26 protein-coding genes are annotated in these 24,083 nt (G+C 44.6%); 17 read left to right on the plus strand and 9 right to left on the minus strand.

Annotated features, from left to right (window positions below; translation table 11 throughout):
• Positions 1–214: 214 nt before the first annotated feature.
• Entirely contained in the window at positions 215–1,552 is a 1,338-nt protein-coding gene (gene argA / locus L4D74_RS02635; RefSeq protein WP_428750567.1) for an amino-acid N-acetyltransferase, read from the minus strand.
• Between the two features lie 210 nt (positions 1,553–1,762).
• On the opposite strand from argA, the gene L4D74_RS02640 reads away from it, so the two are divergent.
• The 4 genes from L4D74_RS02640 to L4D74_RS02655 all read left to right on the plus strand — a co-directional run bounded on the left by L4D74_RS02640 (position 1,763) and on the right by L4D74_RS02655 (position 4,715).
• Complete coding sequence (locus L4D74_RS02640) at positions 1,763–2,188, plus strand: DUF2850 domain-containing protein (protein ID WP_428750568.1); 426 nt, start codon at positions 1,763–1,765, stop codon at positions 2,186–2,188.
• Between the two features lie 70 nt (positions 2,189–2,258).
• Complete coding sequence (gene mltA, locus L4D74_RS02645; protein ID WP_428750569.1) at positions 2,259–3,374, plus strand: murein transglycosylase A; 1,116 nt, start codon at positions 2,259–2,261, stop codon at positions 3,372–3,374.
• 92 nt (positions 3,375–3,466) lie between these two features.
• Complete coding sequence (gene tcdA, locus L4D74_RS02650) at positions 3,467–4,276, plus strand: tRNA cyclic N6-threonylcarbamoyladenosine(37) synthase TcdA (protein WP_428750570.1); 810 nt, start codon at positions 3,467–3,469, stop codon at positions 4,274–4,276.
• A gap of 13 nt (positions 4,277–4,289) precedes the next feature.
• Positions 4,290–4,715 (plus strand): SufE family protein, encoded by a 426-nt coding sequence (locus L4D74_RS02655; RefSeq protein ID WP_428750571.1) that lies wholly within the window; start codon positions 4,290–4,292, stop codon positions 4,713–4,715.
• Between the two features lie 129 nt (positions 4,716–4,844).
• On the opposite strand, the gene csdA is transcribed toward L4D74_RS02655, so the two are convergent.
• The 4 genes from csdA to L4D74_RS02675 form a co-directional block, all read right to left on the minus strand.
• A complete protein-coding gene (gene csdA / locus L4D74_RS02660; protein ID WP_428750572.1) occupies positions 4,845–6,044 on the minus strand; it encodes a cysteine desulfurase CsdA in 1,200 nt (399 codons plus the stop codon).
• Complete coding sequence (locus L4D74_RS02665) at positions 6,041–6,643, minus strand: DJ-1 family glyoxalase III (protein ID WP_428750573.1); 603 nt, start codon at positions 6,641–6,643, stop codon at positions 6,041–6,043. The genes csdA and L4D74_RS02665 overlap by 4 nt, the downstream gene beginning before the upstream one ends.
• Positions 6,636–7,529, minus strand: a complete 894-nt coding sequence (panE, locus tag L4D74_RS02670; RefSeq protein WP_428750574.1) for a 2-dehydropantoate 2-reductase — start codon at positions 7,527–7,529, stop codon at positions 6,636–6,638. The genes L4D74_RS02665 and panE overlap by 8 nt, the downstream gene beginning before the upstream one ends.
• A gap of 124 nt (positions 7,530–7,653) precedes the next feature.
• Positions 7,654–8,448, minus strand: coding sequence for an outer membrane protein OmpK (locus L4D74_RS02675; RefSeq protein ID WP_428750575.1), 795 nt, complete (start codon positions 8,446–8,448; stop codon positions 7,654–7,656).
• A 312-nt stretch (positions 8,449–8,760) separates the two neighbouring features.
• Between L4D74_RS02675 and L4D74_RS02680 the strand changes: the two genes are divergently transcribed.
• The 3 genes from L4D74_RS02680 to L4D74_RS02690 all read left to right on the plus strand — a co-directional run bounded on the left by L4D74_RS02680 (position 8,761) and on the right by L4D74_RS02690 (position 10,752).
• Positions 8,761–9,360 carry an LON peptidase substrate-binding domain-containing protein gene (locus L4D74_RS02680; RefSeq protein WP_428750576.1) on the plus strand — a complete coding sequence of 200 codons (600 nt, stop codon included), beginning with the start codon at positions 8,761–8,763 and terminating at the stop codon, positions 9,358–9,360.
• Positions 9,361–9,479: 119 nt separating this feature from the next.
• The gene (locus L4D74_RS02685; RefSeq protein WP_428750577.1) at positions 9,480–10,058 is read left to right on the plus strand and encodes a sigma-70 family RNA polymerase sigma factor; all 579 of its coding nucleotides are present in this window, start codon (positions 9,480–9,482) and stop codon (positions 10,056–10,058) included.
• A 1-nt stretch (position 10,059) separates the two neighbouring features.
• Positions 10,060–10,752: a ChrR family anti-sigma-E factor gene (locus tag L4D74_RS02690; RefSeq protein WP_428750578.1), complete on the plus strand. Its 693-nt coding sequence runs from the start codon at positions 10,060–10,062 to the stop codon at positions 10,750–10,752.
• A gap of 125 nt (positions 10,753–10,877) precedes the next feature.
• Here L4D74_RS02690 and L4D74_RS02695 read toward each other — a convergent pair whose 3' ends face one another.
• The 4 genes from L4D74_RS02695 to L4D74_RS02710 form a co-directional block, all read right to left on the minus strand.
• A complete protein-coding gene (locus L4D74_RS02695) occupies positions 10,878–12,224 on the minus strand; it encodes an AmpG family muropeptide MFS transporter (RefSeq protein ID WP_428750675.1) in 1,347 nt (448 codons plus the stop codon).
• 69 nt (positions 12,225–12,293) lie between these two features.
• Positions 12,294–12,839 (minus strand): peptidylprolyl isomerase, encoded by a 546-nt coding sequence (locus L4D74_RS02700; RefSeq protein WP_428750579.1) that lies wholly within the window; start codon positions 12,837–12,839, stop codon positions 12,294–12,296.
• Positions 12,839–13,408 carry a YajG family lipoprotein gene (locus L4D74_RS02705; protein WP_265675815.1) on the minus strand — a complete coding sequence of 190 codons (570 nt, stop codon included), beginning with the start codon at positions 13,406–13,408 and terminating at the stop codon, positions 12,839–12,841. The genes L4D74_RS02700 and L4D74_RS02705 overlap by 1 nt, the downstream gene beginning before the upstream one ends.
• A 134-nt stretch (positions 13,409–13,542) precedes the next feature.
• Positions 13,543–14,673 (minus strand): methyltransferase, encoded by a 1,131-nt coding sequence (locus L4D74_RS02710; protein ID WP_428750580.1) that lies wholly within the window; start codon positions 14,671–14,673, stop codon positions 13,543–13,545.
• Between the two features lie 149 nt (positions 14,674–14,822).
• Here L4D74_RS02710 and bolA point away from each other — a divergent pair, with 149 nt between their 5' ends.
• The 10 genes from bolA to dinB all read left to right on the plus strand — a co-directional run bounded on the left by bolA (position 14,823) and on the right by dinB (position 24,082).
• A complete protein-coding gene (gene bolA, locus L4D74_RS02715; RefSeq protein ID WP_428750581.1) occupies positions 14,823–15,131 on the plus strand; it encodes a transcriptional regulator BolA in 309 nt (102 codons plus the stop codon).
• Positions 15,132–15,632: 501 nt separating this feature from the next.
• Complete coding sequence (locus L4D74_RS02720; protein WP_428750582.1) at positions 15,633–16,973, plus strand: Na(+)-translocating NADH-quinone reductase subunit A; 1,341 nt, start codon at positions 15,633–15,635, stop codon at positions 16,971–16,973.
• A gap of 3 nt (positions 16,974–16,976) precedes the next feature.
• On the plus strand, positions 16,977–18,218 hold the full coding sequence (locus L4D74_RS02725) for an NADH:ubiquinone reductase (Na(+)-transporting) subunit B (protein ID WP_428750583.1): 1,242 nt from the start codon (positions 16,977–16,979) through the stop codon (positions 18,216–18,218).
• Positions 18,208–18,987, plus strand: coding sequence for a Na(+)-translocating NADH-quinone reductase subunit C (locus L4D74_RS02730; protein ID WP_428750584.1), 780 nt, complete (start codon positions 18,208–18,210; stop codon positions 18,985–18,987). Before L4D74_RS02725 ends, L4D74_RS02730 begins: the two co-directional genes overlap by 11 nt.
• A complete protein-coding gene (locus L4D74_RS02735) occupies positions 18,987–19,619 on the plus strand; it encodes an NADH:ubiquinone reductase (Na(+)-transporting) subunit D (RefSeq protein ID WP_244358056.1) in 633 nt (210 codons plus the stop codon). The genes L4D74_RS02730 and L4D74_RS02735 overlap by 1 nt, the downstream gene beginning before the upstream one ends.
• A gap of 7 nt (positions 19,620–19,626) precedes the next feature.
• Positions 19,627–20,223, plus strand: coding sequence for an NADH:ubiquinone reductase (Na(+)-transporting) subunit E (gene nqrE, locus L4D74_RS02740; protein ID WP_265675809.1), 597 nt, complete (start codon positions 19,627–19,629; stop codon positions 20,221–20,223).
• Between the two features lie 35 nt (positions 20,224–20,258).
• A complete protein-coding gene (gene nqrF, locus L4D74_RS02745; RefSeq protein ID WP_428750585.1) occupies positions 20,259–21,485 on the plus strand; it encodes an NADH:ubiquinone reductase (Na(+)-transporting) subunit F in 1,227 nt (408 codons plus the stop codon).
• 166 nt (positions 21,486–21,651) lie between these two features.
• Positions 21,652–22,650: an FAD:protein FMN transferase gene (locus L4D74_RS02750; RefSeq protein ID WP_428750676.1), complete on the plus strand. Its 999-nt coding sequence runs from the start codon at positions 21,652–21,654 to the stop codon at positions 22,648–22,650.
• Between the two features lie 12 nt (positions 22,651–22,662).
• Positions 22,663–22,896, plus strand: a complete 234-nt coding sequence (nqrM, locus tag L4D74_RS02755; protein WP_428750586.1) for a (Na+)-NQR maturation NqrM — start codon at positions 22,663–22,665, stop codon at positions 22,894–22,896.
• A 115-nt stretch (positions 22,897–23,011) separates the two neighbouring features.
• Positions 23,012–24,082 carry a DNA polymerase IV gene (gene dinB, locus L4D74_RS02760; RefSeq protein ID WP_428750677.1) on the plus strand — a complete coding sequence of 357 codons (1,071 nt, stop codon included), beginning with the start codon at positions 23,012–23,014 and terminating at the stop codon, positions 24,080–24,082.
• The last annotated feature ends 1 nt before the right edge of the window (position 24,083 follow it).

The following is a 24,083-nucleotide window of genomic DNA, read 5'->3' on the forward strand; positions in this document are numbered from 1 at the left end:
ATGGCAGTAGTGGCACACGTAGCTATCCCTGCACTCCCAATAAATGGGATCTACATCACGATAAATCCTGTAATTTGATTGAATTTTAGCCACTAACGAGAGCGATGTAAAATATTTTATGCAATTAATTAATGGCAATCGATTTTATATATCATTTGTTGTTTTATATCAGATATTACTCATATCGCTATTGGCGTTTTAATAGCGCTACTATTTAGATTGGCATAGACAAAATCTTTGATTTACGTTGGAAATTATAAAAATCTTGTTTGGACATAGGCAGTGACTCCACGCCAATTTCATGGAAACCTTGCTCACGAAACCAGTGTAAGCTGTGTGTGGTGAGGACAAAAATCTGCTCAATGCCCTTTGATTTAGATTGCTGCCGCATATGGTTCAATAATAACAATCCGCGATTGCCGTCCCGGTAATCAGGGTGAATGGCAACGCACGCCATTTCTGCCATTTTGTCTTCATTGTAGGGATAGAGAGCCGCGCAGCCGATAATGAGGCCATCCTTTTCAATAATGGTAAATTGATGTATTTCTTGCTCAAGTTGCTCTCTCGAACGTCGAACTAGCACTCCTTCTTCTTCTAACGGTCGTATAAGGTCAAAGATGCCACCAATGTCATCGATTTCAGCCTGTCGAACTTGTTCTGCGCTGGCCTTAACGATTTGGGTACCGATACCATCAAGCGAAAACAGTTCCTGAATGAGTGCACCGTCGATCTTATAGCTGATAAGGTGGCAACGTGGTACGCCTGCGTGACACGCGGCTTTCGATGCGCGTAAAAAGCGTAGGGTGCCACTGCTATTTTCCGGGTTGCGAGCTTCGTTTATCTCAAGTTCGCTAATAATGCGGTTAACTTCAGACGGGAATAATTCCGCTAATGCGTTACCATTACTATCCAGTACCCCTTGCTCTGAACAAAAGCCAATTAATTTATCGGCATTTAATTTTATTGCGACTTTGGTCGCCACTTCTTCTGAGAGTAAGTTGAACGTTTCACCGGTTACCGAACCTGCAACAGGGCCGAGTAACACAATGGAACCTTGGTCGAGAACGCGATTAATACCGTCGACATCAATACGGCGAACTTTACCACTGTGACAAAAATCGATGCCGTCATCGACACCAAGTGGTTGAGCGATCACAAAATTGCCACTCACAACATTGAGCTGCGTTCCAGCCATGGGCGTATTGTTTAGGCTCATGGACAGGCGTGCAGTAATATCGAGTTGCAGGCGACCCGTTGCTTGCATGACGTAGCCTAAGCCGCGTTCATCGGTAACGCGTGTACCTTTGTGATAGGGAGAGTGACAGTCGTTTCGTTCGAGTAGCTCATTGATTTGCGGGCGAGCGCCGTGCACGAGAATGAGCTTGACGCCAAGACTATGCAGCAATGCGATATCGCTGATGATATTGTTGAAGTTTTTGTCGGAAAAAGCCTCGCCACCGAGCGTAATTACCATGGTCTTGTTGCGATGGGCATTAACGTATGGAGTGGACTGCCTAAATCCTTTTACTAAGGCGGTGCTACGGATTTTCACGATGGTAACCTTCTACTGACAGCCGAAGCTTGTCTGTTATTTATGTGGAAATAATGACTTTTTATTCATCTGTGTGCAAGCGGAATTTTAAGAGTAGCGAAATCAGTTAAGTAAAAAGCATGTTTGGATAGAGTTGTCGTAGCAGTTATTGGAGCAGAGGTAGATAATGCAAGGCAGTTGGATTGATCATAGAGGCTTAGGTTTATTTCGATGAAAACGTCTCAAGCGGTGAGTGCTGCGTCACCTAAAAAAAGCAGTAAGTTGTTTGAACGAGTTCTGATTTTATTGGCGATTATCGGTACTGTTGCAGTGATGAGTCTCTATCAGGATCTGGCTCAGCGCTATCAGAGCCATAGTAATCCTAAATCGTCGGTATATGGGATGTGGGTAGAGAAAGAAGCCGCTTCTTACGTGAAAGATTGGTTCGAACTTAGTCAAAATGGTGTGACGATCAACCACAGAGTCGTGGCGACAAGTTTTGATTTAAAAGGGGATTTAATAACCTTTTATTCTGGTGATATTCACTATCAGTACCAAGTGCTCAATAAAAATAAAACCCAATTGCAGCAATTATCGCCAGCGCATTACCATCCCGTGTTTGAATTGTCAGGAAAACACAAAAAAAGCCTCCGATAACCCTACGTTTTATTGCGATTTTTTAAAGAGTTTGCCATCCTGAATGCAACATCAATAAGGGATAACAATCTTGATAAAACGTATTTTACCACTGGCTTCAGTTTTACTGGTTTTTGGGTGTGCTCAACAAACGGATCGCGCACAGCAGTATCATGACCAAGAGTTCCCATCATTTTTGAACAAGACAGAAGTGATTGAGTCCAATCAACCAAGAAACTTCAATAGTTTTGAAAAACAGGCGGCCGAGGTCACCAAAAACTCACCATCTATGGCAAAAACGTATCAACCATTGTATGAACAGTTGCAAGAATGGGCGATAAAGAGTGGTGATCCCAAACAGCTAGGTGAATATGGTGTTCAGGCTGCGCAACTGGGTGGCGGTGATAAAAAAGGCAACGTTTTGTTTACCGGTTATTTCTCACCAGTTATGGAGCTTCGTCATCATCCTGATGAGAAGTTTAAATATCCGGTTTATGGTCTTCCAGATTGCCAACAAGAGTGCCCAACTCGAGCGGAAATCTACGGCGGCGCTTTGAATGGTCAGGGCCTAGAGCTTGGCTATGCTGATAATTTGATTGACCCATTTATAATGGAAGTACAAGGCAGTGGTTTTGTGCACTTTGGTGATGACGATACCTTAGAGTACTTCGCCTATGCTGGGAAAAACAACCGTGCTTATGTCAGTATTGGCCGTGTTTTGATCGAACGTGACGAAGTGCCGAAAGAAAAAATGTCACTCAAAGCGATCAAAGACTGGGTAATGAAGCAGGATGAAAAAACCGTTCAAGCCTTGCTAGAAGAAAATACCTCTTATGTCTTTTTTGCCCCACAAAAGGCGGCGCCAGTGACGGGTACGGCAGGTATCCCACTTCAGGCGATGGCAGCAGTCGCTGGCGATCGAAGTACCTTTCCTATGGGTACACCGATTCTAGCGGAAGTGCCACTGCTTAACGCTGATGGTACGTGGAGCGGAGCACATGAACTGCGACTACTGATTGTATTGGATACCGGTGGTGCAGTGAAAGGAAATCACTTTGACTTGTATCATGGGCTAGGTGATTTCGCGGGCACTCAAGCGGGGCACTATAAGCACTTCGGTCGGGTTTGGAAGCTAGGTTTAGAGAACTCACCTTCGCAAGATCCTTGGGCGCTGTCGCCAGAAAAAAGAGCCGAAAAAAAGAAATAATTATTTGAAAAAGAGCAGCAGTTGACCTTTATAGAAAGAGTGCGTATAAATCGCACTCTTTCTTTTTTACTCATCATTAGCTAGGTAGTGTTATGCGAGAACTAAACCAACCAGCCTCCGACAATTATAATCAACGATTCGGTGGTACACGACGTCTCTATGGGCAAAGTGAGGTCGAAATACTTCGCGCTGCGCATGTATGTGTTGTGGGTATTGGTGGTGTAGGCTCGTGGGCAGTTGAAGCACTGGCGCGCACAGGAGTGGGTGAGTTAACACTTATCGATATGGATGACGTCTGTGTGACCAACATTAACCGTCAAATTCATGCCATGACGGGAACGGTTGGTCAGAGCAAAATTGAAGTGATGGCTGAGCGTGTAAAGCTGATTAATCCTGAGTGTAAAATCAACCTCATCGATGATTTTATCGAGCCAGAAAATGTCGCGGAATACATCAGCAAAGATTTCGATTATGTTCTCGATGCGATTGATAGTATGAAACCTAAAGCGGCATTATTGGCGTATTGTCGAAGTAATAAGATTAAGATCATTACGACTGGTGGTGCGGGCGGTCAGATCGATCCGACCCAAATCCAAATCGCCGATTTAACCAAAACGATTCAAGATCCCTTGGCGAAGAAGCTTAAAGACACATTGCGCCGTCATCATAATTTCCCTAAAAACCCAGCTAGGAAGTTTGGTATTGATTGCGTGTTCTCTACTGAACAATTGAAATACCCTCAAGCAGATGGCTCGGTTTGTGGCGTTAAATCAACAGCGGAGGGCCCGAAACGAATGGATTGTGCGAGTGGGTTTGGCGCTGCAACGGTTGTGACTGCGAGCTTTGGTTTTGTGGCAGTATCTAGAATTGTTGACAGATTGATTCAGAAATATCGAGCGTAGAGGGAGACAGACCATGACGGATAACCAACCTTTTGGCATTGAAATCACCGCAAGTGATATTGCTACTACGATGGCTGAACTTCACGGGTGGGAGGCGCGCTATCGTCAGGTAGTAAAGTGGGGGAAATTACTCCCTCCGCTGGATGCAGAGGCGAAGAAGGAGCAGGTGCTGGTCTCGGGTTGTGAAAGTTCGGTCTGGTTACACATGACTGAAGAAGCGGGAATTTGGCATATAGAGGCGGATTCAGACGCACGAATCGTTCGTGGTTTAATCGCCATTGTCCTAGCGGCTTACCATAATAAAACCGCTTTGCAAATTTTGGCTTTTGATATTGATGGTTACTTTGACCAGTTAAACTTAGTCAATCATCTTAGCCCTTCTCGCGGTAATGGTTTGAAAGCCATCGTCGAGACGGTTAAAGCGACAGTAAATCAATAAATTATTGCAGTAAGGTGTGACACCTACTTCCAATAAGATCTCGTATTCAATAAGAACGCCATTCAAACTTACGTTGAATGGCGTTTTTTTATCTTGTTGAACTCTCTTGCCTATTTAAAGGCGATATCATCAAAGGATATCGACACTTTTCTCCAGTGCTTCGATGAAACGGTCGACCTCTTGTAGCGTGTTGTAAATCGCAAAAGAGGCTCTAACCGTTCCTTTAACACCGAGTGCATCCATTAGAGGGTGCGCGCAATGGTGCCCTGAGCGTACGGCAATGTGTTGCTGATCTAGCAAGGTGGCGATGTCTTGGTGGTGGACGCCTTGCATGATGAAGGTAATGACGCTGGAACCCGGTTGATAACCGATCACCGTAATATCATCCATAGCATTAAGCGCATCGAAGGCTCTTTGTTGAAGAGCGGCGACATGCTGCTCTAGCTCCGACAAATTATACTGCTCACGCCATTGGATAGCGCAGGCAAGGGCCAATGCGCCTGCGACATTAGGCGTTCCTGCTTCAAATTTCCCCGGTAATGCAGAGAAGGTCGTTTGTGCAAAACTGACGTGCTCGACCATTTTTCCGCCGCCGTGCCATGGGGGCATAGATTCAAGCAGCGTTTGCTTGCCATACAGCACGCCAATCCCTGCTGGTGCATACAGCTTATGCCCAGAAAAAACGTAGAAATCGGCATCGAGTGCTTGGACGTCGGTATGCTCATGCACAATGCCTTGCGCACCATCAATGACGACGACAGCGCGACTCTTTTCACGCGTTGCAGCAATGATTGCCTCAATAGGAAGGCGACTGCCGGTGACGTTAGTGACTTGAGCGATGGCAACAATTTTTGTACGTTCGTTGATTAACTCAGCGGCTTGCTTAGCATCAATTTGACAATCCGGTGTCATCGGAATCTTGACGATTGATGCGCCTGTTTGTTCAGCCACAATTTGCCAAGGAACGATGTTGGCATGATGTTCTATTTCAGAGATTAGGATCTCATCACCAGGTTGAAGAGTGCTGCGTGCATAGGTCTGAGCAATGAGATTGAGTGCTTCTGTTGCGCCTCTCGTCCAAATGATCTCTTTGCTTGAAGAGGCATTGATAAAGCGTGTAACGGTGTCGCGAGCACTTTCAAAACGGCTTGTTGCTTGAGCGGTGAGTGAGTGGCTGCCGCGATGTACGTTAGCATTTTGATTTTTGTAGTAATCGGTCAGGCAATCAATGACGGCTTGCGGCTTTTGCGTTGTCGCAGCGCTGTCTAGGTAGACGGTGTCTTGAGTTAACGCCGGAAACTGCTCACGGATAGCTTGGAGAACGCTCATGTTCTTTTCCCCATTTCGTGATAATGCAAGGTTGGATTCGTGACCATAGGCTCAGCGACTTGCCAGGCTTTTTCTTTACCACATAGAGCAATAATGAGCTCGATAGAAAATTCAAGTGCTGTACCAGGTCCTTGACTGGTCATCAGGTTGTGATTGACATCGAACGTGACGCGTTTAGGTCGCCAGCACGCATCTGCGATATGAGATTGAAAGCTAGGGTGGCATGTCATGAGCGCATCCGGGTATAGATCGTGGTGAATAAGCACTAACGCCGGCGCGGCGCAGATTGCACCGAGTAATTTACCTTCGTATTTATGCTGGCGCACCATTTCAACTAATACCACACTGTCCCTGAATACCTCAGCACCGCCAACGCCGCCCGGTAGAGCGATGACATCAAACTCATCATCAGCCACATCTACTAACTTGCAATCGGCGGTTAAGGTGATGCCTCGTGAGCCTTTCATTGTTAGGCTACCATCAAAAGCGGCGCTTGCTGTCGTCACTTGAAAGCCAGCTCTGATCATGGTGTCTATGATGGTTATGGCTTCCATTTCTTCAGTGCCAGGCGCAATAGGCACTAGTATTCGTTTAGTCATGTTTGCTCCAACTGGCTTCAATGGATTTTATTTGTTTAAAAAGCGCATTATTTACCGGGATATTAAGTTGATATTTTTCCGCAATGCTAACCACATAGCCAGTGATGAACTCAATTTCACTGGCGCGTTGCTGGCTGACGTCTTGCTGCATGGAGGAGTAGTTCTCTGCAGTCTTGGTGATGACGTTGAATACTGTTTCTTTGAGAGCAGCGTTATCTAAGGTCACGTCCACTTTCTCGGCACACAAGTGCGCCTCATCAATAATTTGTTCAATTTGATGGCGGTAGCGCTGCTCGGCCAGTTGCCCATTGTTGCAATTCTCGAGTGCGGTTAGCGGGTTTATGGCACAGTTTATGATTAATTTAGTCCAAAGGGCATGCTGGATGGATGGGTGCCATTTTACTGGCGAGATAGCATGATTCAGTACGTCAGATAAAAACTGGCATTGCTGTCCTTTATTATTCCAAGCGCCAATATGGGTTTCCCCTAGACCGGTGTGGTTAACATGAAAAGGGGTACGTCTGAGTGCACCGTGTGTACTAGTACCGAGGAGTACTGGGAAGCTCGCCAGTTTCTTAGCCAGTTTGTCGACGCAGCCCATACCATTATGTAAAAACAATATCATGGTATCGGGGTGTAGTAGCGGGAGTAACGGTGATAACGCCGCTTCAACCTGCCAGGCTTTTAGTGTCACGATTAACAGGTCAGCACGCTTGAGCGCATCGAGGTTTTGATTCGCAAACTGCAACGTTGGCAAGTGATCTAATTGGATGTCGACGGTGTTGTTTGAGTTTCTACCCCAAACAGAGACGTCGTGTCCGGCTTGCTTTAATTTGTACGCATACAAAGAGCCGATGGCACCGGGGCCAAGAATAGTTATGTTCACAGCAAGTAATGAGTTACGAATAATAGGCGAAGAATAGCAAAATTATCACCAATACTCGAAAGTAACAGGCATAAAAAATGGCGCGAATGCGCCATTTTTTCGAACTTCTTCTATTGAATAAGAATTAGAAGTTGTATTGCATACGGTAGATGAGTAAGTCACCGTAATGTTGCTGGTATTTAGAAGAGCCCCAAATACCCAATTTATTTTGGAAGTAACGATATTGTAGCGCAGCCGTTAGGTGTTCTGTTGCGTGCCAGTTGAATACAACCGCACCGTTTAGGCCAGTTTTACCACCTTGGTTTTCTGCATACTGATCGTTACGGTCAAACTCAATTTCGTTCCAGTTTACAAACGAGAAGTTTTGACCAAAAGCATCAAATCCGTAGCGAGCCGTCCAGCCAGCCATGTAGCCGTTGTTACCGTTAACATTCTGATGAGTCGAGAATTTATCCCATGATGTAATATCATGAACACCCACCCATGGTTTGAAGAACCAGTTGTCACCTTGCAATGCAGTATAGCCAACACCTAGTACGCGGTTCGTCTCACTTTGGTTAGGGTTATCATGGTGATAAACCTGACCGTATAGAGACACGCCAGAATCGCCTAGATAAACATGCGCAGAACCTTTAATAGAGTTCTTTTGCTCAGATGAGCTCTTTTCAACACTTTCACGATCGTAGAAACCGTATAGCTCACCCCAAGTGAACCCCGCGCCACCTTCGATACCTAGCACGAATTGGTTACGTTGATCACCTACGCTTGGTCCATTTGATGGCTGATCAATTTTATTAGGGCCATGGTTCCAGCTTTGGTGGTCTAGATAGACGCTACCGAAACCGTATAGATATTCTGCTGAAGCTGGAACTGATGCCACTGCTGCAACAACGCCAAGAGCTAAAAGTGATTTACGCATAATGAGATCTACTCTTATTAAAGTTGTACTGAAAAATTGGTCGCTTTCCGTGCGAACTCATCCGATGGGGGTGCATGATAGCGATTTGTATCGCAAAGTAAATGTGCAACGTCGCAAACGGTTGCTAAATATTGAGAGTGCTATCACATTTATTGAAGGTTTAAGGGAACTTTTATGAATCGCATACAAATCAACCAATGCTGCGCATCTTTTTGTTAACAATGACGTTAAAATTGCTAACAATATTCTATGCGTTGATCGAATCTCCTGATAGCAGCGTAAAAACGTTGTGCATATCGATAAGGAGCCTGAATGTCTCAAATTATGTTATTTCCGCTAGGGTCGATTGTTCTACCTGAAGGGAAAATGAAATTACGAATCTTCGAACCACGCTATAAGCGGATGGTAGCTCAGTGTTTGAAAGAGAGTTCTGGCTTTGGAATGTGTTTGATTGATGAGGATGGGGGGCGCCCACCGGGCAATGTGACGCAGACAGGGACATTCGTTAGTATCGTTGACTTTGAAGTATTGGAAGGTGACATATTGGGTATCACTGTTTCGGGCATTAAACGTTTTTTAATTAACAGTGTTGTTAGCGAGTATGACGGCCTGCGACTAGCTAATGTCAATTGGCTACCGTCATGGCAACCCCAAACATTAAGCCGACAACAAGAATATATTGGTGAACGACTGCAAGAAGTTTACAAAGCTTTTCCTGTGCTGGAATCGCTTTATTTACATTGTTTTTATGACGACGCAACTTGGGTTAGCCAGAGATGGTTAGAAGTCTTGCCCGTATCTTGCCAAGAATTTGAGCAGTTAGTGGCTCAGCCTGACTGTGAGGCTATGCTGAGTTTTATAGAGCAAGCCATAATGAAGCATGGCCTAATTGAATCTAAGCCAAATAGTTAATGGCTTAGTGTGCCAATATCAGTGGTAAAAATGTTCGCATGACTTTTGTTGTGATCCATTGTTTAAACCGTGCGTACACTGTACTAATGACGTAATGCAACTAACCTAGGATTTTGTCTATGATTGCAGACGACTCAGAAACACTTAGCAAGCAAGAGTGGAACGAGTGTATGGCTAAGATTAAGTCGCGAGATAAGCAAGCCTACGCCATGCTTTTTCACTATTACTCCCCAAGATTGAAGCAATTTGCTTTTCGTTATATCGGCAATGATCAGATTGCGATTGAAATCGTGCAAGAAGCGATGGCGGCGGTTTGGCAGAAAGCGCACTTATTCGACGCTCAGAAAAGTGCGGTATCAACGTGGATATACACAATAACTCGGAACCTGTGCTTCGATATGCTGCGTAAGCAGAAAGGGAAGGAATTGCATGTGCGGGCTGATGACATATGGCCAACAGATTATTGCCCGCCGGACTTTGTCGATCATTACTCGCCTGAGACTGATAGGTTAAAAGAGCAGATTATTCATTTTCTTGATAGCTTGCCCAAATCACAAAGGGACGTTGTTAGGGCGGTATATTTGCAGGATTTACCCCATCAAGAAGTAGCAGATATGTACGACATCCCCCTTGGCACCGTGAAGTCTCGCTTGAGACTAGCCGTGGAAAAATTACGACTCTCCATGGAGGAGCATTGATATGGCTTACCATCCAGATGATACTTTACTTTCTCTCTACGCCAATGGAGAGATAGACACGGCAAGAGGTGTTGCTATTGCTGTGCATCTTGAATCGTGTAGTCGATGTAGCGAACGCGTGACTGAATTGGAAGCGATTGCCGCAAACGCATTGACAGAGTCACCGCTAGATAGCACTGAACGTAATACCAAATCTGAGATCGAAACCCAGCGTGTGTTTGAAAATATGCTCGAGGATATTATGTCTTTAGATGTGGATTTTTCCTCACCAAAACCTCGCCCTGCTGCTGAAGTAAAAGTTAATGATAAAACATTTTTAGTCCCAGCTTCCTTAAGGCCGATTGTAGAGCGGATGGGAGAGTGGCGAAGTTACGGCGGTAAAGTCTTTACCTCAAACGCCGATCTGGGTGAAGATTACCGAGTGAGCCTTTTATACATTACTGAAGGTGTACAAGTTCCTCAGCATACGCATAAAGGGATAGAGTCCACTTTAGTGCTCCATGGCGCATTTAGTGATGAGCAGGGTTATTATCAGCAAGGTGACTACGTAGAAGAAAACGAAGATACGAAACATTCTCCCCAAACGATGGAAGGACAAGACTGTTTGTGCTTGTCTATTTTGACTCAGCCATTGGTATTTACTCAGGGCGTTGCAAGGCTATTTAACCGCTTTGGTAAGGGAATGTATCCTTAGAGTAGTAAGGTTGCTGCTGCTCAGCTTCTAACGATTTGCTAGGGCGTTAGATGTTGCAAAAAATACACCCCCTATGCGGCAAGCATAGGGGGTGTATTTTATATCAGTCAGTATATGTTCGAAAACTACTTTGGCGCGCAGTCCCTTTCTTTTGCTTTAGTCAGTAAGTCATTAAAATAGTGCCTTAGCGAATAGAGCATAATTAGGCTTGGTATGACCATCAGTGAGGTGATAATAAAGAACAGGCTCCAATCATTGAGCATATCGACCAGTTCGCCACTGAACGAAGCCAATGTTGTTCGTCCAAAATTCCCTAGCGATGCTAAGAGGGCGTATTGTGTGGCGGAGAAAGCTTGCCCGGTCAAAATAGTCAAGAACGAGACAAACGCCACGGTGGAGAACGCAGTTGTAAAGTTATCGACGATGATCGTCGCTAAGAAAAGATGCTCGTTAGGCCCTACTTGAGCGATCCAAGCAAACATAAGGTTACTCGCACTCATGGCAATTCCGCCAATCATAAGACCTTTAACGATTCCAAATCGTACATTAAACATGCTGCCTAGCAGTGTGAAAGCAATGGTGGCTCCCCATCCAATGAGCTTAGAATAATAACCAATTTGTTCATTGCTAAAGCCAATTTCTTTGTAAAACGGGATGGACATTCTGCCCAAAAAGGCTTCACCAATTTTGAATAGGAATACAAATAGCAGCAGGGTTGCCGCCACTCTTACGCCGTTGCTGCGGAAGAAATCAAGAAAGGGCTCGATGACGGTGACACTAAGCCAAGCGAGAACTTTGTTGTCTACCACCTTCTGATGGCGTTGCTCCGCTTGCGCTTGCAGTGCGTCCCGATCCGTTTTTGGTTCACCTACCAATAGGGTGAACATCATGAGGACACCGACAATAATAGCCATACCATAATACACGCCATTCCAGCCCATACTATCGGCATTAACGAAAGCCAAGTAACCGGGAAGCGAGTATCCTGTCCACCAACCTATTACGGCCATCGCAGAAGCTTGAGGCAGTTTATTGGATTGAGATTTTGGGAACGTATCTATTCTAAAGGCATCGACGGCTATGTCTTGAGTAGACGAAGCAATGGCTATACCTAACGCCAATAGCGACGTGAGCATTAGGTTTTCCGCTGGATTCACACCCGCAATTAATAATGTACAAATTAACATTAAAGATTGGCATAAAAAGATCCAGCTGCGTCGTTGCCCAAGCGTACGGTATAATATAGGGAGTCGAACGCGGTCGACAAGAGGAGCCCATAAAAAGTTAATGGCGTACACAGCAAAGACCGAGCCAAAGTAACCTATTGCGGTACGAGTAAGTCCGGCATCTTTCAGCCAGCCTGACATATTGGAACCAATTAATACCCATGGGAAACCACTAGAACAGCCGAGCATAAACACCCAGAGTAGACGTTTATCCCAATAGCTTCTGATTGTATCTTGCCATGTCATTTTCTGTTCCACAGAGGTGCTCCTCACCTAAAAAGAAAAAGAGAGAGCGAACTCTCTCTGTTGATTGGTTTATGGAAGGCGTTCAATTTTGGTAATGACTATAGGGTCCATCGGTACATCGCGCATGCCACGCACCGTACGAGTTGGCTTCTCAGACATCTTTTTCACCACATCAAACCCTTCGGTTACCTTACCAAATACCGCATAGCCGGGGTTTGATACGCTGTAATTGAGAAAATCATTGTCGGCGTAGTTGATAAAAAACTGACGCGTCGCGGAGTCTGGGTCTTGAGTACGTGCCATAGCGATAGTTGCTATGTCATTATCAAGACCGTTGGCCGCTTCATTTTGAATCGCTTTATTGACAGGTAGTCGATTAAATTTCTCATCAAAGCCGCCACCTTGAGCCATAAAACCAGGAATAACGCGATGAAATTGACTATTTACGTAACTGCCATCATCAACGTAGCGTAGGAAATTGGCGACACTCACTGGCGCTTTTTCTTCATTTAGCTCAACGGTGAAAGAGCCGATATTGGTGTCAACCTGTACGGTTGGTGCAGCAAAAACGGTGGCAGACATTAAAGCCAGTGTTGAAATTAGAGTTCTCATCATTAGAAACGTTCCTTCATGTAATCAACCAGTTCAGCGTCGTTCGATATTTCTTTAAGGACAAGGTTAACAGTATCGTTGAGGACGGTTTCAATATCATCGTTTGATGCGCTCATTAGCCCAGAACGCGTGGCCTTGCCCGTATACGTTTTGACTAATTTACCTTTGCTGTTTTCAACCGTTAGCTCTACAACAACGTTGGCAGCCATATCATTTTCCATAACGGTGTGTTTGACGGAGACGAGGGCTTCTTGAATCTCTACTTTTACGGTATTTGGGCTATTTACAGTGACTTTATAGCCTTGAGAGGAAAATTGTTGAACCAATGCGTTCTCAATGCCAATACGAACATTTTGTCGTGTGTGAATAGGCGTGATATTGGCGCGTCCATTATCCATTAACGCGACATATTGCGCAGTACGCACATCTTGGCTAGAAAGTGACATGGTTTTGCCTTCGACAATTTTTGCCGCGCTAGTGGCGGCTTGTGGAGCAAAATTGATTTGTTCTTGTTTTGGGCTTGCACAACCAGCTAACAAGACGATGGTTGCGGCTAAAACGAGCTTTTTCATTCTTAATTCCTTTTTACACTCATCAATACGATGAGTCAGCACTTGTCAGCGCAATACTGGGGTGCGTGCACTGACGAAATTCTATCTGATAACGTATAGTGTCGTTAGCGTATTCACTAACTATGACGATAACTTTACTTAGTCGCCTGTAAAATAACAAATTTAGCATTAGTCGCGACAAGTTTGACCTGCCGCTTACCAAACAATTTCTCTAGTTTTTTATCGTAGCCTAGGTGGCGGTTTCCGATAACTAATAACTCGCCACCAGTCCGAAGAACATGCTTTGCGTCACAGAACATTTGCCATGCGATATGATCAGTGATGGCTTGTTGCTGGTGAAACGGAGGATTACAGACAACGAGATCTTGCGACTCTGCGCTGAAACCGTCTAGGCAGTTATTGGCAACGAATCGCGCTTTCTCAATCGATAAGCGATTTAGCGATACATTGTTTTTTGCTGACTCAACCGCCATGTAGCTCTCATCAACAGAGGTAATAGTGGCTTCTGGATTGAGTAGTCTGAGCTTGACCGACAGGACGCCATTACCACAGCCTAAATCAACAATATCTCGGTACTTTGTGTGGCTTGGAAGGTGCGGTAAGAAAAAGCGAGCGCCAAGGTCGAGACTTTCCCCTGAGTACACGTTGGGCAAGTTTGATAGCGTCATAGACTCTTCTTCTACCTGCCAAGTGGTATACGGATCGACATGAGGTGGGTTTGGCTGATCACCAACACTAAAGACTAAGCGGTGCTTTTTCCATGCCAAAGAGGTGGTCGTATGACCAAGGTGCCTCTCGAATAATTTCAGCGTTGAACTGTGGATTTCCTTGGCTTTATTTACCGCGATGACCTGACAGGTATCACCATACAAAGCGCGAATTTGACTTAATTGCCAAGTCAGGTAGCGGTTATTACGCGGTATTTGCATAATGACTAGATTGACGTTTTTCGGCCAGTTATCAACGGAGGCGATAACATTTATCTCGGCACAGTGATTATGAGCAAGATTGGCATGTATGCCTTGCTGGGAAATGAAAGAGTCACTAACGGTCGTCACGATGTGCAGGGAAGACAACCAACAACTCAATGCGCCGAAATTGTCATTCAGCACTAAAATATGCTGGTCACGATTGAGGTTTTGTTCTTCAATATGGGTAATCAAATATTCATCGCCTGCATCCCATGCCTGAAGCTTTTCGTTATTAAGCTTTGGATAGCGATACAGTTCGAGTGTGCGGCCGAGCAGGGAAAGTTCAGTTTTCATAATGATGAGATTTAGTGATTATCGCTGTATTTTGACAAAAACTCGCGCCAATAGCCAAAGAGAATACGGTTTAAGGGGAGATTATTGATTAAGTAAAGGATATACTTTACCGACAATGTCATAATAATAACCCTGCTTAAGGAAGTCAGATGATTCAACAAACCATCGAGCAGAAACTTAATCTAGCGTTTGCCCCTACGTTTCTAGATGTCATTAATGAAAGCTACATGCATAACGTCCCGCCAGGTTCAGAGAGTCACTTTAAGGTTGTCGTTGTTAGTGATGCATTTTTAGGCGATCGATTGATCGCTCGCCATCGTAAAATAAATACTGCTCTAGCTGAGGAGCTAGCCGGTATGATCCATGCCCTTGCTATTCACACTTATACCCCTCAAGAGTGGAATGACAAAAACCAGCAATCTCCAAATAGTCCAGATTGCGCTGGTGGTGGCAAATAGTTACATTTTTGTACAGTTAAGCCTGTCGATTTAGCGATGAATAACATTTTTTATAACTGGTATTAGTCCTGTTAATGGAAGCTGGCGTCTCGCTCGAAACACTAGCCCTTAAGGGGTATTTTCTTAACAGTGTTTCAACATGTTTTTGAATGAAGGTGGTTTAAGTTCAATTGTTTCATTTTGTGAATGAATTAACTGCTTAATTTTAATAGACTTAATAACGCTTTGTGCGATACGTCAAAGTTATCAATATTGATAAGCGCTGCAATAGCAAAACTTTCGAAATAATAAGGTTATTGCAGGGATTCATCATGGCATCCACTTTGCAAAAGATGTTAAACTACCGCACCAGACAAATCTCGCTGTGATTTCACAGTGAGATTGTTAATGTGATGTTGCTGTCTTGGTGTTTAAAACGCTGAGGCGAGACACCTCAATGTCGTGTCTAAATGTTACGCAATAAAAAGAATCTTTTTCCCGATAAAAGTAGTGCAAGTGCGTATGATTACAATAAAAAAGGGTTTGGACCTTCCTATTGCAGGAACTCCATCCCAGGTGATTAATGATGGTAAGTCCATCACTAAAGTCGCCTTGCTTGGCGAAGAGTACGTGGGTATGCGTCCAACAATGCATGCTCGTGTAGGCGATGAAGTAAAGAAAGGTCAGGTTGTTTTTGAAGACAAAAAGAACCCTGGCGTTATGTTTACTTCACCAGCAAGCGGTAAAGTTATCGAAGTGAACCGTGGTGAAAAACGCGTACTTCAATCTGTAGTGATTGAAGTAAGTGGCAACGACCAAGTGACATTCGAAAGTTACACAGCAGACCAACTAGCAGGGCTTGATCGCGCGACGATCACAAACCAGCTTGTTGCTTCTGGTATGTGGACAGCTTTACGTACTCGACCGTTTAGCAAGGTACCCGCGATTGATTCAACAACTCAGGCGATTTTCGTCACAGCAATGGATACTAATCCGTTAGCGGCTGAACCTGAATTGATCATCAATGAACAGAAAGAGGCATTCGTAGCCGGCCTTGACCTTCTCTCTAAATTGACAGATGGCAAGGTATACGTGTGTAAGAAAGGCACCAGTCTTCCTCGTTCAACTCAGCCTAATGTAGAAGAGCACGTTTTCGACGGTCTGCACCCAGCAGGTCTCGTGGGCACTCACATGCATTACCTTTACCCAGTTAATGCGGAAACGGTAGCATGGAGCATTAATTATCAAGACGTTATTGCGTTTGGTAAGCTGTTCACTACAGGTGAAATCTTCACCGACCGTGTTATCTCTCTTGCAGGTCCTGTAGTAAACAATCCTCGTTTAATTCGTACTCAGCTAGGTGCTAGTCTAGAAGAGGTTACGGATAACGAATTGATGCCGGGTGAAGTTAGAGTTATCTCTGGTTCTGTACTGTCAGGTACACATGCTAAAGGTCCTCATGCTTACCTAGGTCGCTATCACCAACAAGTTTCTGTTTTACGCGAAGGCCGTGAGAAGGAATTGTTTGGTTGGGCTGTACCGGGTAAAAACAAGTTCTCTATTACTCGTTCATTCTTAAGCCATGTGTTTAAAGGTCAGTTGTTTAACATGACAACGACAACGAATGGTAGTGACCGTGCAATGGTACCTATCGGCAACTACGAAAAAGTACTGCCTTTAGATATGGAACCAACGTTACTTCTTCGCGATTTATGTGCTGGCGATATCGACAGTGCACAACGCCTTGGTGCTCTAGAGCTAGATGAAGAAGATTTGGCGCTATGTACCTTTGTTTGTCCAGGTAAGTACGAATATGGTCAACTCCTACGTGAGTGCCTAGACAAAATTGAGAAGGAAGGGTAATTCATGCTTAAGAAATTCCTTGAGGATATCGAGCATCACTTTGAGCCAGGTGGCAAACACGAGAAGTGGTTTGCTCTGTATGAAGCAGCGGCGACGTTGTTCTACACGCCAGGCTTGGTGACACAGCGTAGCTCGCACGTTCGTGATAGCGTCGACTTGAAGCGTATCATGATCATGGTTTGGTTTGCGGTATTCCCAGCAGTATTCTGGGGTATGTACAACTCAGGCAACCAAGCTATCATGGCGCTTAACCATATGTATGCTGGCGCAGAACTTGCGAACATCATCGATGGCAACTGGCATTACTGGCTAACTCAAGCTATTGGCGGCACTTTAGGGGCCGACGCAGGTTGGGGCAGTAAGATGCTACTTGGTGCTACATACTTCCTACCAATCTACGCAACCGTGTTTATTGTTGGTGGTTTCTGGGAAGTGTTGTTCTGTATGGTACGTAAACATGAGGTTAACGAAGGTTTCTTCGTGACATCAATCTTGTTTGCTTTGATTGTCCCACCAACTCTTCCGCTTTGGCAGGCAGCTCTAGGTATTACCTTTGGTGTTGTTGTCGCAAAAGAAATCTTTGGTGGTACTGGTCGTAACTTCCTTAACCCTGCATTGGCAGGTCGTGCATTCCTATTCTTTGCTTACCCTGCTCAAATCTCGGGTGACGTAGTATGGGTCGCGGCTGATGGCTTCTCAGGTGCTACGGCACTGAGCCAATGGGCACAAGGCGGCGAAGGCGCACTACTGAACAACATTACTGGTCAAACGATCACTTGGATGGACGCTTTCATCGGTAACATTCCAGGGTCAATTGGTGAAGTGTCGACACTTGCACTGATGATTGGTGCAGCAATGATTGTTTACATGGGCATTGCGTCATGGCGCATTATCGCCGGTGTAATGATCGGTATGATAGCCGTTGCAACCTTGTTCAATGTTGTAGGCTCTGACACCAACGCTATGTTTGCAATGCCTTGGCATTGGCACCTTGTCTTGGGTGGCTTCGCATTCGGTATGTTCTTCATGGCCACGGATCCAGTATCTGCATCATTTACCGACAAAGGTAAATGGGGGTACGGTATTTTGATTGGCGCGATGTGTGTCATGATTCGTGTGGTTAACCCAGCGTATCCAGAAGGTATGATGTTAGCGATCTTATTCGCCAACTTGTTTGCCCCTCTGTTTGACCACGTGGTTATTGAGAAAAACATCAAACGGAGACTAGCGCGCTATGGCAAGTAATAACGATAGCATTAAAAAAACGCTGTTTGTTGTTATCGCATTGAGCTTAGTGTGCTCAATCGTTGTATCAACAGCGGCTGTTGGCCTACGTGATAAGCAGCAAGCTAATGCGGTTTTAGATAAACAAAGCAAGATTGTTGATGTTGCTGGTATTCAAGCGGAGGGGACAGTCCCTGAGCTGTTTGCTGAGTACATTGAACCTCGTTTGGTTGATTTTGATACCGGTGAATTTGTTGACAAAGTTGGCAATGATGACGCTGCAACTTACGACCAACGTAAAGCGTCAAAAGTACCATCTGAATCTATCCGTTTAACGGCAGAACAAGATAAAGCGAAGATCATTCGTCGTGCTAACGTGGGTACTATCTATCTTGTTAAGCAAGACGGTAAGGTAACGAGCTTTATTCTACCTGTTCATGGTAATGGTCTATGGTCAATGATGTACGCGTTTGTAGCGGTACAAACTGACGGTAACACAGTGAACGGTATTACTTACTACGAGCAAGGTGAGACTCCTGGACTGGGTGGCGAAGTTGAAAACCCAACTTGGCGTGATCAGTTTGTTGGTAAGAAGCTATTTGATGAAAACCATAAGCCAGCTATCAAAGTGGTGAAAGGTGGTGCTCCTGCTGGTTCAGAGCATGGCGTAGATGGCCTATCTGGTGCCACGTTGACAAGTAACGGCGTTCAAAACACATTTGACTTTTGGTTAGGTGATATGGGCTTTGGTCCTTTCCTAACGAAGGTTCGTGACGGAGGTCTGAACTAATGTCTGATGCTAAAGAAATGAAAAAGAGCCTGTTTGCACCGGTGTTGGATAACAACCCGATTGCACTTCAAGTTCTAGGTGTGTGTTCTGCACTCGCCGTAACGACGAAATTAGAGACAGCATTTGTAATGACACTGGCGGTAATTTTCGTTACTGCATTGTCTAACTTGTTCGTTTCGCTTATTCGTAACCATATGCCAAACAGTGTGCGTATCATCGTACAAATGGCGATCATCGCCTCTTTGGTAATCGTTGTTGACCAAATCTTGAAAGCGTATCTTTACGATATCTCTAAGCAGCTTTCAGTATTTGTAAGCTTGATCATTACGAACTGTATCGTAATGGGTCGTGCGGAAGCGTTTGCAATGAAATCAGCGCCACTGCCGTCATTCATCGATGGTATTGGTAATGGTCTTGGCTATGGTTTTGTACTGATGACAGTTGCATTTTTCCGTGAACTACTAGGTTCTGGCAAACTGTTTGGTGTTGAAGTACTTCCACTGGTATCTAACGGTGGCTGGTATCAACCAAATGGTCTGATGCTTCTAGCACCATCAGCATTCTTCTTAATTGGTTTTATGATTTGGGCTATCCGTATCCTTAAACCAGAACAAGTAGAAGCGAAGGAGTAAGGTCGAAATGGAACATTATATTAGTCTACTTGTTAAATCGATCTTCATCGAAAACATGGCGTTATCATTCTTCTTGGGAATGTGTACTTTCTTAGCTGTGTCTAAGAAAGTGAAAACGTCGTTTGGTCTTGGTGTTGCGGTTGTTGTGGTATTGACCATTGCTGTGCCAGTGAACAACCTTGTTTATACCTACGTGTTGAAAGAGAACGCTTTAGTTGCAGGTGTTGACCTTAGCTTTTTGAACTTCATTACGTTTATCGGTGTAATCGCAGCGCTCGTTCAAATCCTAGAAATGATCCTCGATCGATTCTTCCCACCGTTGTATAACGCTCTGGGTATCTTCCTACCATTGATCACAGTTAACTGTGCGATTTTTGGTGGTGTATCGTTCATGGTTCAACGTGATTATAACTTTGCCGAGTCTGTGGTTTATGGCTTTGGTTCAGGTATTGGTTGGATGCTAGCTATCGTAGCGTTAGCGGGTATTCGTGAGAAAATGAAGTATTCAGACGTACCTCCGGGTTTGCGTGGTCTTGGTATCACGTTTATTACGGTTGGTCTGATGGCTCTTGGCTTCATGTCGTTCTCTGGTGTTCAACTGTAGGTCGGGTAAACGACACAAATTTTAAGGAATAGTCAATGCAAGTTATTATCCTTGGTGTAGTGATGTTTACCTTGATCGTATTGGCTTTGGTATTAGTAATCTTATTTGCTAAATCAAAGTTGGTACCAACAGGTGACGTAACTATCTCCGTTAACGGTGATCCAGAGAAGAGCTTCACAACTTCTCCAGGTGACAAATTACTCGGCGCGATGGCGGGTAAAGGCATCTTTGTTTCCTCTGCTTGTGGTGGCGGTGGCTCATGTGGTCAGTGTCGCGTAAAAGTAAAATCAGGCGGTGGCGATATTCTACCAACTGAGCTTGACCACATTTCTAAAGGCGAAGCCCGTGAAGGTGAGCGTTTAGCATGTCAAGTTGCCGTGAAAACGGATATGGACATTGAGCTTCCAGAAGAAATCTTTGGTGTTAAAAAGTGGGAATGTACCGTTATCTCGAACGATAACGAAGCAACCTTCATCAAAGAATTGGCGCTGGCAATCCCTGAAGGGGAAGAAGTACCATTCCGTGCTGGTGGTTATATTCAGATTGAAGCTGAACCTCACCACATTAAATATGCGGATTATGATATTCCTGAGGAATATCGTGAAGATTGGGACAAGTTTAACTTATTCCGTTACGAGTCTATCGTAAAAGAGCATTCGATTCGTGCTTACTCAATGGCTTCATACCCAGAAGAGAAAGGCATCATCAAGCTTAATGTACGTATCGCGACTCCGCCGCCAAATAACCCTGACGTAGCACCTGGTGTGATGTCATCTTATATTTGGTCACTTAAAGCTGGTGATAAGTGTACAATTTCAGGTCCATTTGGTGAGTTCTTCGCTAAAGAAACGGACAATGAAATGGTCTTCATCGGTGGTGGTGCAGGTATGGCGCCAATGCGTTCACATATCTTTGACCAACTGTTACGTCTTCAATCGAAGCGTAAGATGTCTTACTGGTATGGTGCGCGTTCTAAGCGTGAAATGTTCTACGTCGATGATTTTGATGGCCTAGCGGCAGATAATGAAAACTTCGTGTGGCACTGCGCTCTGTCTGATCCAATGCCAGAAGATAACTGGGATGGTTACACAGGCTTCATCCATAACGTATTGTATGAAAACTACCTGAAGGACCATGAAGCGCCTGAAGATTGTGAGTACTACATGTGTGGTCCACCAATGATGAACGCGGCTGTTATCGGCATGCTGAAAGATCTTGGTGTTGAAGATGAAAACATCCTACTTGATGACTTCGGTGGTTAAGTTTTAGGTAATGTATAATCATGGCTGGCTCATGTGAGTCAGCCATTTTATTTTTTGAATGTAAGAATATTCGTGGTTATCCGTTCTTATAAAAGACTGATAAGCAGAATGTTTTTAAATTCGGTAGGTGAGTAAAAGTATGTTTCATCTAGCTAAACGCTTGAGAATGATTATCGTAAGCCTTGTGGCTTTAATGGTTTTGTCCGCCTGTGGCGGCAGTCGTGAACAAATTCATTTGAGTGGTCCTACAATGGGAACGCTCTATAATGTGAAGTACATAGTGAAAGACAACACGCCAAAACCGGAAAATATCCAGGCAGAGATCAATGACCTGCTAGAAGAAGTCAACGATCAAATGTCGACTTACCGACAAGATTCAGAGCTGAGTAGGTTTAATCGTTATTACGGGACAGAACCTTTTCCTGTCTCTAAGCAGACAGCAATTGTGGTGAAGGAAGCCATTCGACTTAATGAATTAACATTGGGTGCTTTAGATGTCACGGTAGGCCCGTTGGTTAACTTATGGGGTTTTGGCCCAGAGGCAAGACCTGAAATTGTACCGACCGATGAAGAACTCGCTCAACGTAAAGCGCAAACTGGCATTGCTCATCTTTCGGCAACAGATGAAACTTTGCGTAAGGACTTAAGAAGCTTGTATGTTGATCTTTCGACTATCGCCAAAGGTTGGGGCGTGGATGTGGTCGCTGAGTATCTAGAGAGCGTTGGCATTGATGACTACATGGTCGAAGTCGGTGGTGAAATGCGTTTGAAAGGCGTGAATCGTGAGAGCGTGAAATGGCGAATCGCGATTGAAAAACCGTCAACTGATGAGCGTAATATTCAAGAAATCATTGAACCGGGTGACATGGCAATTGCGACATCTGGTGACTATCGCAACTATTTTGAGAAAGATGGTGTACGTTATTCCCATATCATCGATCCTGCTACAGGTAAGCCTATTCATAATAAGGTGGTGTCGGTAACGATTTTAGATGAGTCATCGATGACGGCGGATGGTCTAGCGACCGGGCTTATGGTACTCGGTGAAGAAAAAGCACTAGAAATTGCGGAAGAAAATCAAATTCCAGCGTTCATTGTGGTGAAGACCGACGATGGATTTAAAGAAATTGCGTCAGAGGCCTTTAAGCCTTACCTTAATCAGTAAGAGGTGGACAAAATGAGTACGTTTTTAGTTACATTTGGTGTGTTTCTTGCGGTTATTGCCGCGATGTCTGTGGGTTATATCTTTCAGAAGAAAGTCGTAAAAGGCAGCTGTGGTGGACTAGGTGCTGTAGGTATTGATAAAGTTTGTAACTGTCCAGAACCTTGCGATGCACGTAAAAAGCGCGAAGCAAAAGAGAAAATTCGCGCAGAAAAACTGGCGGCTTGGGAAAAAGATCGCATCGCGTAATAAGATTTAAATCGAGCACTTTACAAAGCCAGAGCATTGCTCTGGCTTTTTTACGTGTTTGCAGGGAAGAAATTGCGTATACTGAAGCTGTATGTATAACCAGTATGGTGCGTTTGTGTCTGACCCGATCCGTAAGTTTATTCATGTTGATATGGACTGTTTTTTCGCCGCGGTAGAGATGAGGGACAACCCTTACTATCAAGGTAAGCCACTAGCTGTTGGCGGGAACGAGCGGCAAAGAGGGGTGATCAGCACCTGTAATTATGAGGCTAGGAAATTTGGTATTCGTTCAGCGATGCCCTCTGCGCAAGCCGTTAAGTTATGTCCTCATTTACTTCTTGTTCCGGGGAGAATGGAGGTCTACAAGCAAGTCTCGCAGCATATTCGTACGATCTTTTCGCGTTACACTTCTCTGATAGAGCCGTTATCTCTGGATGAAGCGTACTTAGATGTCACGGATTGTCAGTTGCACCAAAACTCTGCCACGTTGATTGCCCAAAGTATTAGACATGATATCGAACAAGAACTGAATTTAACCGCATCGGCGGGCGTTGCTCCGCTTAAGTTCTTAGCGAAAATAGCATCGGATCTTAATAAGCCAAATGGGCAGTTTGTGATCTCACCCGACGAGGTTCAAGGTATCATTGATGGCTTAGACTTGGGTAAGATTCCCGGTGTCGGAAAAGTGAGTCTAGAGAAATTAAATCGGGCGGGTCTTTATACCTGCTTAGATGTAAGAAACAGTGACTACCGAGAGTTGATCGTGCGCTTTGGCCGTTTAGGAGCATCGCTATGGAAGAAAAGTCATGGTATTGATGAGCGGGAAGTGGTGGTAGAAAGGGAGCGCAAGTCTATAGGGGTAGAGCGCACCTTCAGCCAAAACATTACTAGCTTTGAGCAATGTTGGCAGGTCATAGAGGAGAAACTCTACCCGGAACTTGAAGCAAGACTTAATCGAGCAAAGCCCGCGAGAAATGTGATTAAGCAAGGTGTTAAAGTGAAATTTGCCGACTTTAAGCAAACCACGATCGAGCACGTTCACAATCAGCTCGATTTACCTTATTTCAAGGCGCTATTGGGGGAAATTTTGGAACGACAGCAAGGACGAGAAATTAGATTATTGGGATTGAACGTTATCTTAGAGCCGCTAGAAAGCGCGCGTCAATTGTCCATGTTTGAGGAATGAA

Source organism: Vibrio cionasavignyae (genome assembly GCF_050337155.1).
Classification (GTDB): Bacteria; Pseudomonadota; Gammaproteobacteria; order Enterobacterales; family Vibrionaceae; genus Vibrio; species Vibrio nomapromontoriensis.